Source organism: Arthrobacter sp. ok362, from assembly GCF_900102785.1.
Classification (GTDB): Bacteria; Actinomycetota; Actinomycetes; order Actinomycetales; family Micrococcaceae; genus Arthrobacter.
In genome coordinates, this window is record NZ_FNGC01000002.1 from 322,243 (window position 1) to 338,500 (window position 16,258).

Annotated in this window: 15 protein-coding genes; 9 read left to right on the forward strand and 6 right to left on the reverse strand. The window is 67.4% G+C overall.

Annotated features, from left to right (window positions below; all coding sequences use genetic code 11):
- Positions 1-72: 72 nt before the first annotated feature.
- From BLQ10_RS03970 to BLQ10_RS03985, 4 genes are all read right to left on the reverse strand, one after another.
- The gene (locus BLQ10_RS03970; RefSeq protein ID WP_091558623.1) at positions 73-849 is read right to left on the reverse strand and encodes an amino acid ABC transporter ATP-binding protein; all 777 of its coding nucleotides are present in this window, start codon (positions 847-849) and stop codon (positions 73-75) included.
- Positions 846-1,817 (reverse strand): amino acid ABC transporter permease, encoded by a 972-nt coding sequence (locus BLQ10_RS03975; protein WP_091558626.1) that lies wholly within the window; start codon positions 1,815-1,817, stop codon positions 846-848. Before BLQ10_RS03975 ends, BLQ10_RS03970 begins: the two co-directional genes overlap by 4 nt.
- Before the next feature lie 35 nt (positions 1,818-1,852).
- The gene (locus BLQ10_RS03980; RefSeq protein ID WP_091558628.1) at positions 1,853-2,806 is read right to left on the reverse strand and encodes an ABC transporter substrate-binding protein; all 954 of its coding nucleotides are present in this window, start codon (positions 2,804-2,806) and stop codon (positions 1,853-1,855) included.
- 230 nt (positions 2,807-3,036) lie between these two features.
- Positions 3,037-4,407, reverse strand: coding sequence for an isochorismate synthase (locus BLQ10_RS03985; RefSeq protein ID WP_091558631.1), 1,371 nt, complete (start codon positions 4,405-4,407; stop codon positions 3,037-3,039).
- A gap of 153 nt (positions 4,408-4,560) precedes the next feature.
- On the opposite strand from BLQ10_RS03985, the gene BLQ10_RS03990 reads away from it, so the two are divergent.
- The 4 genes from BLQ10_RS03990 (at position 4,561) to BLQ10_RS04005 (ending at position 9,084) form a co-directional block, all read left to right on the forward strand.
- On the forward strand, positions 4,561-5,355 hold the full coding sequence (locus BLQ10_RS03990) for a demethylmenaquinone methyltransferase (RefSeq protein ID WP_254785392.1): 795 nt from the start codon (positions 4,561-4,563) through the stop codon (positions 5,353-5,355).
- A 12-nt stretch (positions 5,356-5,367) separates the two neighbouring features.
- Complete coding sequence (locus tag BLQ10_RS03995; RefSeq protein WP_091558635.1) at positions 5,368-6,729, forward strand: geranylgeranyl reductase family protein; 1,362 nt, start codon at positions 5,368-5,370, stop codon at positions 6,727-6,729.
- The gene (locus tag BLQ10_RS04000) at positions 6,726-7,826 is read left to right on the forward strand and encodes a polyprenyl synthetase family protein (RefSeq protein ID WP_091558637.1); all 1,101 of its coding nucleotides are present in this window, start codon (positions 6,726-6,728) and stop codon (positions 7,824-7,826) included. Before BLQ10_RS03995 ends, BLQ10_RS04000 begins: the two co-directional genes overlap by 4 nt.
- Positions 7,827-8,262: 436 nt before the next feature.
- Positions 8,263-9,084 carry a type IV toxin-antitoxin system AbiEi family antitoxin domain-containing protein gene (locus BLQ10_RS04005; RefSeq protein WP_091558638.1) on the forward strand — a complete coding sequence of 274 codons (822 nt, stop codon included), beginning with the start codon at positions 8,263-8,265 and terminating at the stop codon, positions 9,082-9,084.
- A 140-nt stretch (positions 9,085-9,224) separates the two neighbouring features.
- Here the strand turns inward: BLQ10_RS04005 and BLQ10_RS04010 are convergent, their stop codons facing one another.
- Positions 9,225-9,653, reverse strand: a complete 429-nt coding sequence (locus BLQ10_RS04010; RefSeq protein WP_091558641.1) for a hypothetical protein — start codon at positions 9,651-9,653, stop codon at positions 9,225-9,227.
- Positions 9,654-9,673: 20 nt separating this feature from the next.
- The gene (locus tag BLQ10_RS04015; RefSeq protein ID WP_091558644.1) at positions 9,674-10,339 is read right to left on the reverse strand and encodes a trimeric intracellular cation channel family protein; all 666 of its coding nucleotides are present in this window, start codon (positions 10,337-10,339) and stop codon (positions 9,674-9,676) included.
- 63 nt (positions 10,340-10,402) lie between these two features.
- Between BLQ10_RS04015 and BLQ10_RS04020 the strand changes: the two genes are divergently transcribed.
- The 5 genes from BLQ10_RS04020 to BLQ10_RS04040 all read left to right on the forward strand — a co-directional run bounded on the left by BLQ10_RS04020 (position 10,403) and on the right by BLQ10_RS04040 (position 16,209).
- A complete protein-coding gene (locus BLQ10_RS04020) occupies positions 10,403-11,149 on the forward strand; it encodes a sirohydrochlorin chelatase (RefSeq protein WP_091558646.1) in 747 nt (248 codons plus the stop codon).
- A 131-nt stretch (positions 11,150-11,280) separates the two neighbouring features.
- Positions 11,281-13,026: a nitrite/sulfite reductase gene (locus BLQ10_RS04025; RefSeq protein WP_091558648.1), complete on the forward strand. Its 1,746-nt coding sequence runs from the start codon at positions 11,281-11,283 to the stop codon at positions 13,024-13,026.
- The gene (locus BLQ10_RS04030) at positions 13,023-13,733 is read left to right on the forward strand and encodes a phosphoadenylyl-sulfate reductase (protein WP_091558651.1); all 711 of its coding nucleotides are present in this window, start codon (positions 13,023-13,025) and stop codon (positions 13,731-13,733) included. The genes BLQ10_RS04025 and BLQ10_RS04030 overlap by 4 nt, the downstream gene beginning before the upstream one ends.
- A gap of 89 nt (positions 13,734-13,822) precedes the next feature.
- Positions 13,823-14,785 carry a sulfate adenylyltransferase subunit CysD gene (gene cysD / locus BLQ10_RS04035; RefSeq protein ID WP_091558871.1) on the forward strand — a complete coding sequence of 321 codons (963 nt, stop codon included), beginning with the start codon at positions 13,823-13,825 and terminating at the stop codon, positions 14,783-14,785.
- A complete protein-coding gene (locus tag BLQ10_RS04040; protein ID WP_091558653.1) occupies positions 14,785-16,209 on the forward strand; it encodes a sulfate adenylyltransferase subunit 1 in 1,425 nt (474 codons plus the stop codon). Before cysD ends, BLQ10_RS04040 begins: the two co-directional genes overlap by 1 nt.
- Positions 16,210-16,258 lie beyond the last annotated feature (49 nt).

The following is a 16,258-nucleotide window of genomic DNA, read 5'->3' on the forward strand; positions in this document are numbered from 1 at the left end:
TATATAAATGTCCCCGGACCGCAAGCGTGTCTTCAGGTATTCTGCGCGTCTTCAGACGGCTTCCGCGTCGGGTTACAGCACCCGGCTCAGGAACTCCTTGGTGCGGGGGTGCTGCGGGTTGGCCAGGACCTCCCGCGGGTCGCCCGCCTCCACCACGACGCCGCCGTCCATGAACGTCAGGCGGTCACCGACCTCCCGGGCGAAGCCGATCTCGTGGGTCACCACGATCATGGTCATGCCGGACTTGGCGAGGTCCTTCATCACGTTCAGGACATCGCCCACGAGCTCCGGGTCAAGAGCGGACGTGGGCTCATCGAAGAGCATGAGCTCCGGATCCATGGCCAGGGCACGGGCAATCGCAACACGCTGCTGCTGGCCGCCGGAGAGCTGGTTCGGGTAGTGGCCGGCACGGTCGCCGAGCCCCACGCGGTCCAGCAGTTCCAGGGCCCGCTTCCGGGCCACTGTCTTCGACTGGCCCTTGACCTGCACCGGGGCTTCCATGATGTTCTGCATCGCGGTCTTGTGCGGGAACAGGTTGAAGCGCTGGAACACCATGCCGATCTCGCGCCGCTGGGCGGCGATCTCCTTGGTCTTCAGGTCATGGAGCCGGCCCTTGACCTCGCGGTAGCCGATCAGCTGGCCGCCCACGGAAATGCGTCCCGCGCTGATGGTCTCCAGCAGGTTCACGCAGCGGAGCATGGTGGACTTGCCGGAACCGGACGGGCCGATCACAACCGACACCTCGCCCTGGTTGACGGTCAGGTCGATGCCGCGCAGCACGTGGTGCTCGCCGTAGTACTTGTGAAGGCCCTCGATCTGTACCAGCGGTTTCTCAGGGGTGATCGTCATTTCGCCTCCTCCTCGGGGAAGTCCATCTTCAGGTCCGGCTCGGCCTCGGCGCTGGGGGCCCCCGCCGCTGCAGCCTTGGCCGCTGCGGGGTTGACCGCTGCTGGAACGCGGTTGTCCACGCCCTTGCCGTAGTACGCCTCAATGAAGTGCTGGCCCACCATCAGGAGGCTGGTGATCAGCAGGTACCAGAAAGCCGCGACAATCAGCAGTGGAATGGGAAGGTAGATGCGGTTGGCCAGGGCGTTGGTCGCAAAGGTCAGATCCAGCGTGAACGGCACGGCCAGGACCAGCGAGGTGGTCTTGAGCATGCCGATGGTTTCATTGCCGGTCGGCGGGACGATGACGCGCATGGCCTGCGGCAGGATGATCCGCCGCATGATCTTGCCCTTCGTCATGCCGAGGGCCTCTGCGGCCTCACTCTGGCCCTGGTCGACGGACTTCAGGCCGGCCCGGAAGATTTCGGCGAGGTACGCGGACTCATTCAGGCCCAGGCCAAGGATGGCCGGGATCAGGCCGTGCGTGGGATCCGAGGTCACCCAGGTGATGGCTGCAGGACCAAACGGGATGCCGAGAACGATCGTCGGATAGAGGACGGTGGCCAGCCCCCAGAAGAGCAGCTGGGTGTAGATCGGGGTGCCGCGGAAGAACCAGACCCAGGTCCAGCTGGACCAGCGGAACACCGGGTTGTCGGACTGCCGCATGAAGGCCAGCAGGATGGCCAGGATGATTGCCAGGACCATGGAGGCAAACGTCAGGAACAGGGTCCAGACCACGCCCTGGACCACCTTGGTGTCCAGGATGTAGGTCCCGACGACGTCCCAGCGGAAGTTGGGGTTCGTGAATAGGCTCTGCAGGAAGGCGGCAAGGAAGCCGACAATGATGATGGCGCTGATCCAGCGGCCCGGGTGCCGCACCGGTACGGCATTATTCAGTACCGGTGCGGCGTGGCGGTCATGATGGTTGTCCATCTGTGCCCCTGGTGTGTGTCCGGTTGCTGGCAGGCTCAAGACGTCGCCGCCGGGTTGACCTCGGACTTGGTGATGGCACCGTCAGCGGCGCCCCAGCCCTCGAGGATCTTCTTGTAGGAGCCGTCTTCCATCAGCTTGGTGACGGTCTTCTGGACGACGTCCGCCAGGGCCTTGTCGGATTTGGCGACGGCAATGCCCTGCGGTGCGGCGTCGTAGACCTCGCCGAGCTTTTCGAGCTGTCCGCCGGTCTGGGTCAGCGCGTAGCCGATGATGGGGGAGTCGGCCGCCATCGCATCGATGCTGCCATTGACCAGACGTGTGGTGATATCGGTCTGGGTCTTGAGTGTCACGATGTTGATGGGCTGCTTGCCCTCGGCGGTGCACTTCTTGTTGCGGCCCGAGAGGTCCGGATCTTCCTGGATGGTGCCGGTCTGAACGCCGACGGACTTGCCGCACAGGTCATCCAGGGAGACCTTTTTCGGGTTGCCCTTCTGCACGGCCCAGCCGGTGCCTGCCTGATAGTAGCTGACCATATTCACCGCGGCGAGCCGCTCCGGGTTGATGGTGAAGGAGGAGACACCGAGGTCGTACTTCGGGCCGAGGGCCGGGAGGATACCGGTGAATTCGGCCGTCTGGACCTGGACCTTCAGGCCGAGCGCGGCGCCGATCGCCTTGGCGATGTCGACGTCGTAGCCCACAGGTGTCTGGCCGTCGGTGCCGAGGAATTCTGCGGGGGCGTAGGAAGTGTCCGAGCCAACGGTAAGGGTGCCCTTTGACTTGATTGCCTCGGGCACCATGGCCGCCAGGGCATCGTCCTTCTGAACGGTGCTGGGGTCAAAGCTGGCCGCGGCACTGCCGGAAGCGGAAGCCGCGCCGGAGGTGCCGGTCTCGGAGGCGTTGGTGCAGGCCGTCAGGGCCAATGTGCCGACGGCGAGCACCGTGGCGACCTTCAGGGCGGGGTTGCTCAGGAGCGAACGGGAGATCTGCATTTTCTTACCTTTTGTTGCCGGAGGGATGCGTAACAAGCCGATTTATAGTGTATCGCCGAACAAGAGATGTACGTCACAGAAAACTAAGTTTCACTATTGGATAACTAAACCAGACCCATATGCAATATCTTCAATGGCCGATCTGTCTGTAATCCCGGATTCCTTCTGAATTCGCCGGGACCGCCGGGCCAAGTTCTCCTGCCCGGCGCCAACCCCGCTGGCCCCGCCGACTAGCTGCTGATGCCGAGCGACTCCAGCATGGGACGGAACTTCGCCCACGTCTCGGCGAGTTCGGTCTCGGGGACGGAGCCATCCACCACGCCGCAGCCCGCGTAAAGCCGGACCGTCTGCGGGGACTCGATGACGGCGCCGCGCAGCGCGATGCCCCACTCGCCGTTGCCAGCCGCGTCCAGCCAGCCGACCGGCCCGGCGTAGGGGCCGCGGTCCAGATGCTCAAGCTTGCGGATCAGTGCCCCGGCCACGGTGGTGGGTGTGCCACAGACGGCGGCTGTCGGATGCAGTGCGTTGATCAGGGCCAGGCACGTGGGGACGTGGCCTTCCACCTCGGCCAGCTCGGCCTTCACATCCGAGGCCAGGTGCCACACATTGGGCAGTTCCAGGATGAACGGCTCGCTGTGGGCGTTCATGGCCTCGGAAAACGGGGCCAGCTGCGTGGTCAGGGACTGGATCGCGATGTCGTGTTCGTGCCGCTGCTTCTCGGACCCGGCAAGGACGCGTTCGGCGAATTCCAGCGGGGAGCCGTCCATGCCGTCGGCGTCGCGGCGGTCCAGCGTGCCGGCCAGGACGCGGGCTTGCGCGGTGCGGCCTTCCACTTGGATCAGCATCTCCGGCGTGGCGCCCACCAGTCCGTCCACTCCGTACGTCCAGCATTCGCGGTACCGGGCGGACAGCTCGCGGAGAACCTGGGCGGCGTTGACGCCGGTGGGGACGGTGGCCACCACGTCGCGGGCCAGCACCAGCTTCTCCAGGGCCCCGGTCCGGATCTCTTGGACCCCGGCGGCGACGGCGGCCATCCAGTCCTCCTCGCTGAGCGAGCCGGTGTGCAGAGTTGCCCCTGCAGCCAAGGGCAAAGGGCGTACGACGGCGACACCGGCCTGGGCGGCCGCCGGCGGCGGGTCGTCCACCACGGCGCTGTCGGTATTGGCGCTGGCGCTGCCAAGCCAGCGGTCCAGGGCGGCGCGGGCGCCCGCTTCGGTGAGTTCGCCGTCGTCAAGGGTGAGTTGGGTTAGCCACGCCTGACCGTCGCGGAGCCCCACGACGATTTCGGGGACCAGCAGCCGGGACTCGTGGGCGGAGACTTTGGAGAAGGCGAAGGAGCCAAAGGCCACCGGGCCGGTGCCGGGGCAGTCCACCTCGTCCTCGATGTCCGCCTCCAGGACCAGATGACGCCACCAGATGTCGGCCTCCAGGAAACGCTCGGGGCCGGTGGCGGTGAACCGGGCGATCTCGCCGAAGCCCACCAGCCCGGCCTCGCGGCGGGTCCAGCAGAGGACATCGTCACGGACCAGAAACGACGGCAGGCCCCCGGGGAAAGTTTCGGCATCGAGGGGGACTGTCAAGGTGCGGAACGTGCTCGTCATGATGGCATAACACTAGCCCGTGAACGCCCGTGCCGTGGATATACACGGTCCGGCAGGGGCTGAGCGAGGCGGCCGCGGCCGTTCCCGCAGGTGAAAGCCGCGTTGATTGGCGCCCCGTTCGTGGGGGAGCCGATCATTTGAGACAATGGCAGGGTGAACCGAGCATCCTTGGAAAAGCGTCCGGACGAAGTAGCCACGATGTTTGACGACGTCGCCCCCAAATACGACGTCGTCAACGATGTCCTGTCGTTGGGGCAGACGCGGCGTTGGCGCAAGGTGGTGGTGGAGGCCGTGGGCGTATCGACCGGCCAGCGCGTCCTGGACCTCGCCGCCGGCACCGGCACCTCTAGTGAGCCGTATGCCGACGCCGGCATCAACGTCATCGCCTGTGATTTCTCCCTTGGCATGCTCAAGGTCGGCAAGCGCCGCCGCCCGGACATCGACTTCATCGCCGGGGATGCCACCCGCCTGCCATTCGCGGACAACACCTTTGATGCCAGCACGATCTCCTTTGGCCTGCGCAACGTCAACGAGCCGAAGAAGGCCCTGGCCGAGATGCTGCGGGTCACCAAGCCCGGCGGTCGGCTGGTCATCGCGGAATTCTCCCAGCCCGTGGTGCCGCTGTGGCGCACCATGTACACCGAATACCTCATGCGGGCCCTCCCGGCCATCGCCGTCAAGGTCTCCTCCAACCCCGACGCCTATGTCTACCTCGCCGAGTCCATCCGCGCCTGGCCGGACCAGGACCACCTCGCGGCCTGGCTGCAGGAGGCCGGCTGGGAATCCGTCACCTACCGCAACCTCAGCGGCGGCATCGTCGCCGTGCACCGGGCCCAGAAACCGCTGGCCGGCCCCGCAAGTGATCCCGCCACGGGCGCTGCCGCGCTGGCAGCCCACACCGGACCCGTGGCCAAGCTGCGCCGCAACATCACCCGGCCTGGGCGTTAGCCGCTACGCGTCGTGAATGTACTGATCGTCGGAGCGGGCCCGGCCGGATCCACCGCCGCCTACTACCTTGCCAAAGCCGGCATTGATGTCACGGTGCTGGAGAAAACCAGCTTTCCCCGCGAGAAGGTCTGCGGCGACGGCCTGACTCCGCGCGCAGTCCGCGAGATCCAGAAGCTGGGCCTCGCACATCCTGAAACCGAGGGCTGGCGGCGGAACAAAGGCCTGCGCCTGATCGCCGGCGGGCGCACGATCGAGCTGCCCTGGCCGGAGGTCGCCGACTTCCCGCAGTACGGGCTGATCCGGACCCGGCTCGGCTTCGACGAACAATTGGCCCGGCACGCCCAGTCCGCGGGCGCCGTCGTGCTGGAACGCCACAGCGTCACCGAGGCGCTGCACTCCGACGATGGCCGGGTGACTGGGGTCCGCGCCGCGCTGCTGGACAACTCAGGGCGCAAAACCGGGGAAACGCGCGACTTCACCGCCGACGTCGTCCTCGCCGCAGACGGCAACTCGACGCGCACCGCCGTCTCACTGGGCATCCGCAAGCGCGACGACCGGCCGCTCGGCGTGGCCGTGCGGACCTACTTCACCTCGCCGCGGCACGAGGACGACTGGATGGAAGGCTGGCTGGAACTTCCCGGCCGCGACGGCAAACTCCTGCCCGGCTACGGCTGGGTCTTTGGCGTCGGCGACGGAACCTCCAACGTGGGCCTGGGCATCCTGAACTCCTCGAAGGACTTCGGCAAGCTGGACTACAAGCAGGTGCTGCGCGAATGGACCGCCGGCATGCCCGCCGGCTGGGGCTTCACGCCGGAAAACCAGGTCGGCGAGATCCGCGGCGCCGCGCTGCCCATGGGCTTCAACCGGACCCCGCACTACTCGCCGGGCCTGCTGCTGCTCGGCGACGCCGGCGGCATGGTCTCCCCGTTCAACGGCGAGGGCATCTCCTACGCCATGGAGTCCGCCCGCTTTGCGGCCGAATTCATCATCGACGGCGCTGCCCGGTCGGCGTCGGCAGGCTGGGGCGCCACAGCCGCCGACGCGCACCTTGCCCGGTATGCCGACTACGTGCGGCAGCAGTGGGGCTCACACTTCACGCTGGGCCGGGCCTTCGCCGCACTGATCGGCAAGCCTGCCGTCATGAAACTGGCCCTCCGGACGGGCATGCCTGTCCCCGTGCTCATGCGTTTTGTGGTGCGCATGCTGGCCAACCTCACCGATCCTGCCGCCAAGGGCTTCGAGGACCGGGTCATCCGCGTCCTGGAATCCCTGGTCCCCGCCACGTCCAACAAGGCCGCGCCCACCACGGACAGCGTTCCGCACTCCGGCACCAACTCCGCGGTTTCCGCAACAAAAGTTAGGGTTAACCCGTGACCAACTCTGCAGACCAAAGCTGGACGCACGCCGGACACGGCCCGTCGAGCTCTGAACCCGACCTTAACACCACGGCGATCGCCACCGGCCTCCAACTGCCGGCAGGCTTCGCGGCGATTGCTGGCGACCCCGAGCTGGGTCCCGCGCTCACCACCAACCTGGCGCGCGTCGAGAAGAGGTTGCGCGAAGCCATCGCCAATTCCGATCCCCTGGCTGACGCAACGTCGCGTCACCTCGTGGAAGCCGGCGGCAAGCGCATCCGGCCGCTGCTGACCCTGCTGTGCGCCCACCTTGGCGACGCCTCGCTGCCCGCTGTGGTGCAGGCCGCCGTCGTCGTTGAACTGACGCACCTCGCCACCCTGTACCACGACGACGTCATGGACTCCGCGCCGTTCCGCCGTGGGGCGCCGACGGCCCACGAGGTCTGGGGCAACTCCGTCGCCGTCCTGACTGGCGACCTCATCTTTGCGCGCGCCTCCATCCTGGTCTCGGAGCTCGGCTCCCGTGCGCTTGGCATCCAGGCGCGCACCTTTGAACGGCTCTGCCTGGGCCAGCTGCACGAGACCGTGGGACCGCGGCCGGACGAGGACCCCCTGGCGCACTACCTGTCCGTCATCGCTGACAAGACGGGCTCGCTGGTGGCCGCCTCCGGCCAGCTTGGCGCGATCTTCTCCGGTGCCGACGAAGCCTACGAGCCCCTCCTGGTCGAGTACGGCGAGAAGGTGGGCGTGGCCTTCCAGCTCGCCGACGACGTCATCGACGTCACCGGGATCAAGGTCAAGTCCGGCAAGTCCCCGGGGACCGACCTGCGCGAAGGCGTCCCCACCCTGCCCGTGCTGCTGCTGCGCAACGCCGCCCGCGACGGGGATCAAACCGCCGTCGAACTGCTGACGCTGATCGACGGCGACCTCAGCTCGGACGAGGCCCTGACCGCCGCCGTGGCCGGACTCCGGGAACACCCCGTCACCGCACAGTCCTGGGTGGTGGCACGCACCTGGGCCGATGAAGCCATTGCCGCTCTTGCCCCGCTGCCGGAAGGCGTCGTGAAGGCCTCGCTGACCAGCTTCGCCCACGCGGTAGTGGACCGCAGCAGCTAGCCTGACGGCCTGGCGCTGAGCCTCCACCGCATGCCTCGGCCGAGACTTTCGGCTGGGCGCGTCTGGCACGTCCGGCTGGGCGCGTCCGGCGTGCCGATTCTTAAACGGAATGGCCCCGGTTCCTCACAACGTTCGAGTCTTCCGTTGTGCCGAACCGGGGCCATTTCTCCGTTCGCATCAGATCCACCGGAGGCAGGTGGTGAACCCAAGAAAGAGCATATGACAGAAATGTCACACTGTCCAGCGATTTTGTAAATTGTTTGTCACGGGTCTTGCTGGTGCTGCGGCGGAATCTCCCACCTCTGGATCAGGGAGCGCTAAAACGGTGGCGGCACGCCGTGTGGCGGCGCCAAACCGGGGAGAATCGGCGCCGGAAGTTTCCACATAGGCGTCAAGACTGCTGTTGGATCGTCCGGTCCGTGGCTGTGCTGGGTTCATGGACCTCACCAGTTACCTCAAGTACGCAGGCTCGGTGGCCCGGACCGGGACGCTGTTGCAGGCTGGCTTCTCTGAGCGGAGCATCAGGAATGCAGTCGCGGCAGGGGAGATGCAGCGGCTGCGCCACGGCGTCGTGGCGCTGGCCGGGCCGGAGCCTGATCTGGTGGCCGCGGTGCTGGCCAACGGTTCGCTGTGCTGCGCGTCGGCGGCTCCGCACCACAGGCTTTGGCAGCTCCATGCCCCAGAGCGGCTGCATCTGCTGTGTCGGCATGGCGTGGCCGCCGGTGCGGTCATCCACCGAGGCAGCGTAGTGCCGCCGGAGTTTCCGCGGCCCGTGGCCGGGCTCACTGACACCCTGCTCCATGCGCTCCGTTGCCTGCCGCCGGTCGATGCCGCCGTCATGGTGGAAAGTGCCCTGCTGCAGGGCCGCACCACGCTCGATTACCTCAGGCATCGGCTGCCGGGAAACCGGAACGGTGCCGCCCGTGCAGTCCTGGAGCTGGTCGACGGCACGGCTGATTCGCCGATCGAAGTCGTGGCCAGGCTACTCTTCAGGAGCCAGGGCATCTACACCCAGACGCAGGTGAACCTGCCGGGGATCGGCTTCGTGGACTTCTTGCTCGAAGGATTCCTGATCGTGGAGATCGACGGGAGCACCCATCTTGAGCCGGCGCAGGTCAAGAGGGACCGGGGGCGGAACAACGCCAGCACGCTGACGGGCTACGCTGTGCTCCGGTACGGGTATCACGACATCGTCTACAACCCGCAGAAGGTCGTCGATGAGGTGTGGCAGGTCCTACGCGGCCGCGTCATCCGCTGAATTCCCCCAGGTTTGAACTTCCGACGCCGCAGAATACCCGCGGTTCCGCCGGACACTCCGGTGAGGGACGCCAAACATGGGGAGAAGCGGCGGCGGGAAGGGGGAGGAGGCGGGACTGAGAGCGCAGGAGGAGCGGAGGCCTAGTCTTCGTCCTCGTCGTTGAAGGCCCATTCGAACATGTCGAACACGAATTCGGAGAAGGTCCCCTCCTCGCTCTTCCACTGGGCGCGGGCGTTGTTCCTGCGGTACACGATGGGATCCGGGATGCTGAGGTCCCCGACGCGGAAGCCCCAGGTGAACTGCTCTTGCTCGTCCTCGAGGAACATGAGGAAACCCTCGTCATCGACTTCGAGCTCTTCGGGGTCCCAGAAGTAGTGGTAGGCCTCCATGAGGTCCTCGCAGCCGCCGACGGCCAGGTAAAACTCGCGCAGGACCGGCGGGACCTGGAACTGGTGTTCGGCCAGTGCGGCGTCGAGCTCGTCGGCCGGGAGGCCATCTTCTTCCTGCCATTCGTCTTCGAGATACTTCGGGACAAGCGCGCGGAATTTCTCGAGGAACATGTCAGTCATGGTCTTATCCTAGCTAATCCCTAGCGCTCATTTTCCGCCTCGTCCAGGCCCAGCCGGTGCCAGCCGCGCACCGCCAGCGGAACGTACCAGTGGCGCCGCCAGGCCGTGACCCGGAAGGCGAAGACGACCGCGGTGACGGCGCAGGCCGTCACCGCGGTAAAGGTACCCGTGAGGGACAGGATCACGGTCGACACTGCCCCGGCGAACGCCGGCAGGGCGTACAGATCCTTGGGGTCGAAGAGCTGCGGCACCTCGTTGGCGGTGATATCCCGCAGCAGGCCGCCGCCCACCGCCGTCGTGACACCCAGCAGGACGGCAGCCACGGGATTCATCCCGGCGGCCAGGGCCTTCAGGGTGCCGGTGATGCAGAACAGGGCCAGGCCGCCGGCGTCGAACAGGACCAGCAGCGAAGTGAAGCGCTGGACGCTGGAGAACAGGAAATACACCAGCACCGTGGCGAGCATTGGCGGCGCCAGATACGCCGGGTTGGTGAACGCGGCGGGCGGGCCTGCGTTGATGATGATGTCGCGGATGACACCGCCGCCAAGGCTCACCAGCGAGGCCAGGAGCAGCGAGCCGATGATGTCGAACTGCTTCCGCGCCGCGAGCAGCGAGCCGGAGACGGCAAAGAAGAACACTCCGGCGAGGTCAAGCCAGACCAGGACAATACTGAAGGAGAAGGTCATGGAGCGTCCCGGTCGATAACAAGGGGGCGGATAGAGGGCGGCTCCAAGGTTACGCTAACGGCTATGAATAGCCCCATCCTGATCGCTTGCGCCCATGGCACGTCGAGCCCGCAGGGAGCTGTGGAGGTCAACAAGCTCCGGGACGGCATCGCCGGGCTCCGGCCCGGGCTGGACGTCCGCGAGGCCTACGTCGACGTGCAGGACCCGGATCTGCAGGCTGTTGTGGCGGGCATTCCGGAGGGGGAGACCGCCGTCGTGGTTCCGCTGCTGCTGAGCGTCGGGTACCACGTCAAGGTGGACATCGCCCGGGCCGTGAAGAGCCGGCCGGACACTCTTGCCGCGGCGCCGCTGGGGCCGGATCCGCGGCTTGCAGCGCTGCTGGACCAGCGGCTGCGCGAGGCCGGGGTGACGGACAACGACGCAGTGGTCCTCGCCGCCGCCGGATCCTCCGATCCCAGCGCGGGGCGGAATGTCGAGGAACTCGCGGACCAGCTCCGTGCGCTGCGTTCCAACCGGATCGTGGCTGGCTACGGCGCCTCCGCCAAGCCCTCGGTTCCCGACGCCGTCGCGATGCTCCGCGAGGAAGCCGCCGGCGGTGCCGGCGCGGGGGAATCGGCCGGTGCGGTGGACCTCGGCGGACGCGTGGTCATCGCCTCCTATCTCTTGGCGCCCGGCTTCTTCCATGACCAGTTGGCCAAGGCCGGCGCGGACCTTGTGACGGCGCCGCTCCTGCCCTCGCCGGTCCTCGCCGAAATTGCCCTGGAACGCTACGACGCCGCGCTGGACGCAGCCCCACAACACCGGCCCTGACCGTCCCCGCAGATGCACAGACGCATGGCTACTTCAAGGGTTTTCGGCGGTTCGTGACGAAATATTTCCCTAGGTGACTCCCCATTTCTGAACCTTTGTGACGGGTTTGCGGCCACCCCTACAGTCGATGCATGACTGATACAGCTCTAGCCGGAGCGTCCACGGACGAGGCTGCCGCCGGCCGCACCAAACGCCCCTCCCGTCCGGCCGCAAAGCCGCACGGGCAGTGGAAAGTGGACGGCACCACGCCGCTGAACGCCAACGAGACCTGGAAACAGGAAGACAACGGCCTCAACGTCCGCGAGCGTATCGAGTCCGTCTACTCCAAGCACGGCTTCGACTCGATCGACGGCACCGACCTGCACGGCCGCTTCCGCTGGTGGGGCCTGTACACCCAGCGCAAACCCGGGATCGACGGCGGCAAGACCGCCACGCTTGAGCCGCACGAACTCGAAGACAAATACTTCATGCTCCGCGTGCGGATCGACGGTGGTGCGCTGACCACCGAGCAGCTGCGCGTCATCGGCCAGATCTCCGTGGACTTCGCCCGCGACTCGGCCGACCTCACGGACCGCCAGAACATCCAGCTGCACTGGATCCGGGTGGAGGACATGCCCGAGATCTGGCGCCGGCTCGAGGGCGTGGGGCTGTCCACCACGGAAGCCTGCGGCGACGTCCCCCGCGTGATCCTCGGCTCCCCGGTTGCGGGCATCGCCAAGGACGAGATCATCGACCCCACGCCGCTGATCCAGGAACTCGCCGAACGGTTTATCGGCGACCCGGAGCTGGCCAACCTGCCGCGCAAATTCAAGACCGCCATCACCGGCCACCCCAGCCAGGACGTGGTGCATGAGATCAACGACGTCGCCCTGGTGGGCCTGGTCCACCCCGAGCTCGGCATCGGCTACGACCTCTGGGTAGGCGGCGCGCTTTCCACCAACCCCATGCTGGCCAAGCGCCTCGGCGCATTCGTTCGCCCGGACCAGGCCGCGGACGTGTGGCTCGGCGTCACCAGCATCTTCCGCGACTACGGTTACCGGCGCATGCGCACCAAGGCCCGCCTGAAGTTCCTGCTGGCCGACTGGGGACCGGTGAAGTTCCGTCAGGTCCTTGAGGACGAATACCTCGGCTACAAGCTCTCCGACGGCCCCGCGGCGCCCAAGCCGTCCACGCCCGGCGACCACGTCGGCGTGCACGAACAGAAGGACGGCAAGTTCTTCATCGGCGCCACGCCGTTGGCTGGCCGCCTCTCCGGCAGCCAGCTGGTCAAGCTCGCGGACACCCTCGAAGCCCGCGGCTCACGGCGCCTGCGCACCACCCCGCACCAGAAGCTCGTGGTCCTCGACGTGCCCAAGGACGAGGTGGACCCGCTCGTCGCCGAGCTCGACGCCCTGGGCCTGTCCGCCCGCCCGTCCGTGTTCCGGCGCGGCACCATCGCCTGCACCGGCATCGAGTTCTGCAAGCTCGCCATCGTGGAAACGAAGGTTACTGCGGCGACGGCGGTTGCCGAGCTGGAGCGCCGCCTGGCCGACCTTGCAGAGAGCAAACAGCTGCCCCAGGCACTGTCGCTGCACATCAACGGCTGCCCCAACTCCTGCGCCCGGATCCAGACGGCGGACATCGGCCTCAAGGGCATGATGCTGCCCACGCCCGACGGCGACCCGACCCCGGGCTTCCAGGTCCACCTCGGCGGCGGGCTGGCGTCCTCGAACCGCGAAGAGGCCGGCCTCGGACGCACCGTCCGCGGCCTGAAGGTGTACGTTGCGGACTTGCCGGACTACGTGGAACGCGTAGTGCGGAAGTTCGTGGCGGAACGCGTCGAAGGCCAGACCTTCGCCGAGTGGGCGTTCGCCGCCGAAGAGGGTGATCTGCAGTGACCGCCGTGCTCCGCTCCCACGACGAGCTCAAGGTCCTCGCCGAGGCCGGCGCCGCCGAACTCGGCTGGGACGCCCCGGCCCGCGATGTCATCGCCTGGGCGGCCCGCAATTTCGAGCTGCCTATGGTCGCCGTCGCCTGCTCCATGGCGGATGCGGTCCTGCCGGCGCTTGTCGCGGACCAGCTTCCCGGCGTCGACGTCCTGTTCCTGGAGACCGGCTACCACTTTCCGGAGACGCACGCGACCCGCGACGAGGTGGCGGCCAACCTGCGCGTCAACGTGGTGGACGTGCTGCCGGAGAATACCGTGGAGCAGCAGGACCGGCTCTTGGGCAAGGACCTCTTCGCCCGCGACCCCGCGCAGTGCTGCGCCCTGCGCAAGGTGGCGCCGCTGCGGCGCACCTTGGCCGGCTACGAGCTCTGGTTCACCGGGGTCCGCCGCGACGAGGCGCCCACCCGCACCAACACGCCGCTGATCACCTGGGACGAGGCCAATGGCCTGGTCAAGGTCAACCCCGTGGCGGCCTGGAGCTTCGACCAGCTGGTGCAGTATTCCGATGACAACCTCCTTCCCGTCAACCCGCTGCTTTCACAGGGCTACCCGTCCATTGGCTGCCAGCCCTGCACCCGCAAGGTGGCGCCCGGCGACGACCCCCGCGCCGGACGCTGGGCAGGAACCGACAAGACAGAATGCGGACTACACGTATGAGCAACTTGAGCACGACGACGACGGTCACCACCGCCTTCGCAGCAGATGCCGCCCCCGCCCCTTCGCTGGACGGCAATGCTGCAAGCAGCATGCCGTCCAGCTACGGCAGGCCCGATGCCACTCCCGGGGCGGCATCCGCCGCTCCGGCTCTGCGGTCGGCTCGCCTGTCGTCTTTGGACACCTTGGAATCGGAAGCGATTCACATCATCCGGGAGGTCGTCGCAGAGTTCGAGAAGCCTGCGCTGCTGTTTTCCGGCGGCAAGGATTCCGTTGTCATGCTGCACCTGGCCACCAAGGCGTTCTGGCCGGGCAAGGTGCCCTTCCCGGTGCTGCACGTGGATACCGGGCACAACTTTCCCGAGGTCATCGACTTCCGCGACCGCACCGTGGAACGGCTGGGCCTGAAGCTCGTTGTCGGCTCCGTCCAGGACTTCATCGACTCCGGCGAGCTGGCCGAGCGTGCCGACGGCACCCGGAACCCGCTGCAGACCGTCCCGCTGCTGGATGCGATCCAGCGCAACAAGTTCGACGCCGTCTTCGGCGGCGGCCGCCGGGACGAGGACAAGGCCCGGGCGAAGGAACGGATCCTGAGCCTGCGCGACGAGTTCGGCCAGTGGGACCCCCGCAACCAGCGCCCCGAGCTGTGGAACCTCTACAACGGCCGGCACACCGTGGGCCAGCACGTCCGCGCCTTCCCGATCAGCAACTGGACCGAACTGGATGTGTGGCGCTACATCGAGCGCGAGAACATCGAGCTGCCGGGCCTCTACTACGCCCACGACCGCGAAGTCTTTGCCCGCGACGGCATGTGGCGCGCCGTTGGCGAAGTCTCCCAGCCGCGCGAACAGGAGGAAGTCATCACCAAGACCGTCCGCTACCGGACCGTCGGCGACATGTCCTGCACCGGCGCCGTGGAATCGGCCGCCGCCACCGTGCGCGACGTCGTCATTGAGGTTGCCGCCTCGACCATCACCGAACGTGGCGCCACCCGGGCCGATGACCGCATCTCCGAGGCCGCCATGGAAGACCGCAAGAAGGACGGCTATTTCTAATGAGCACGGAAACGTTTCTCCCGGGCCCGGACCTCGTTGCCGCGGCGCTGCCCACCACCCTGTTCCGCTTCGCCACCGCAGGCTCCGTCGATGACGGCAAGTCCACGCTGGTGGGCCGGCTCCTGCACGACTCGAAGGCGATCCTCGCCGACCAGCTCGACGCCGTCGCCCGCACCTCCGCGGACCGCGGTTTCGGCGGCGAAGGGGCCACCGGCACAAAAGCGATCGACCTCGCCCTGCTGACCGACGGCCTGCGCGCGGAGCGCGAGCAGGGCATCACGATCGACGTCGCCTACCGCTACTTCGCCACGGACCGCCGCAGCTTCATCCTTGCGGACTGCCCCGGGCACGTGCAGTACACCAAGAACACGGTGACCGGCGCGTCCACCGCGGACGCCGTCGTCGTGCTCATCGACGCCCGCAAGGGTGTCCTGGAGCAGACCCGCCGGCACCTGTCCGTGCTGCAGCTGCTGCGCGTGGCGCACGTGATCGTCGCCGTGAACAAGATCGACCTCGTGGACTTCAGCGAGGACGTGTTCCGCGGGATCGAGGCGGACGTCCAGCAGGTCGGCCGTGAGCTCGGGCTCGGTCGTGACGGCGTCGCTGACCTCCGGGTCATCCCCGTTTCCGCGCTCGACGGCGACAACGTCGTCGACCGCTCGGAGCGGACCCCGTGGTACGACGGCCCGGCGCTGCTGGAAGTCCTGGAGACCCTGCCGGCCGCCGACGAACTCGAAAGCCACCTGGAGAGCTTCCGCCTCCCGGTCCAGCTGGTCATCCGGCCGCAGGGCGCGCTGGCTCCGGACGCCGTCGCCGGCGGCCTGGATCCCGAGGCGTACCGCGACTACCGCGCCTACGCCGGCCAGATCACTGAGGGCTCCGTGAAGCTGGGGGACCAGGTCAGCATCCTGACGCCGGGCCAGGCCCCGCGCACCACCGCCGTCACCGGGATCGACTTCGCGGGCCGCGAGCTTGCCGAGGCGGCCGCCCCGCAGTCCGTGGCCCTGCGCCTGGCCGACGAATTCGACGTCGCCCGCGGTGACACGATCGCGGCGGCCGGCACCATCCGGGAAGCCTCGGCGGACCTGTACGCCGCCTTGTGCTGGCTCTCGCCCAAGCCGCTCCGCGAGGGGGCCAAGGTGCTGGTCAAGCACGGCACCCGCACAGTCCAGGCCCTGGTCCGGAACGTGACCGGCAAGCTGGACCTCGCCAGCTTCGGCCTGGAGCCGACGTCCACCCTGGAACTCAACGACATCGGGCACGCGCAGCTTCGTCTCTCCGCCCCGCTTCCGCTGGAGAACTACCTGCACCACCGCCGCACCGGGGCCTTCCTGGTGATCGATCCGCTCGACGGCAGCACCCTCGCCGCGGGCCTGGTCAAGGACCACCCCGGCGACCACGAGGACGAGCGCTACTCGATCTAGCCCACCGGCCCACAAGCGCAGCCTGTTTCCCCGCCCGCCGCCATGCGCC

Bases quoted from the DNA above. Each gene is read 5' to 3' on its own strand.
- BLQ10_RS03970 (WP_091558623.1), bottom strand. From the start codon at position 849: ATGACGATCACCCCTGAGAAACCGCTGGTACAGATCGAGGGCCTTCAC.
- BLQ10_RS03975 (WP_091558626.1), bottom strand. From the start codon at position 1,817: ATGGACAACCATCATGACCGCCACGCCGCACCGGTACTGAATAATGCC.
- BLQ10_RS03980 (WP_091558628.1), bottom strand. From the start codon at position 2,806: ATGCAGATCTCCCGTTCGCTCCTGAGCAACCCCGCCCTGAAGGTCGCC.
- BLQ10_RS03985 (WP_091558631.1), bottom strand. From the start codon at position 4,407: ATGACGAGCACGTTCCGCACCTTGACAGTCCCCCTCGATGCCGAAACT.
- BLQ10_RS04005 (WP_091558638.1), top strand. From the start codon at position 8,263: ATGGACCTCACCAGTTACCTCAAGTACGCAGGCTCGGTGGCCCGGACC.
- BLQ10_RS04010 (WP_091558641.1), bottom strand. From the start codon at position 9,653: ATGACTGACATGTTCCTCGAGAAATTCCGCGCGCTTGTCCCGAAGTAT.
- BLQ10_RS04015 (WP_091558644.1), bottom strand. From the start codon at position 10,339: ATGACCTTCTCCTTCAGTATTGTCCTGGTCTGGCTTGACCTCGCCGGA.
- BLQ10_RS04020 (WP_091558646.1), top strand. From the start codon at position 10,403: ATGAATAGCCCCATCCTGATCGCTTGCGCCCATGGCACGTCGAGCCCG.
- BLQ10_RS04025 (WP_091558648.1), top strand. From the start codon at position 11,281: ATGACTGATACAGCTCTAGCCGGAGCGTCCACGGACGAGGCTGCCGCC.
- cysD (WP_091558871.1), top strand. From the start codon at position 13,823: ATGCCGTCCAGCTACGGCAGGCCCGATGCCACTCCCGGGGCGGCATCC.
- BLQ10_RS04040 (WP_091558653.1), top strand. From the start codon at position 14,785: ATGAGCACGGAAACGTTTCTCCCGGGCCCGGACCTCGTTGCCGCGGCG.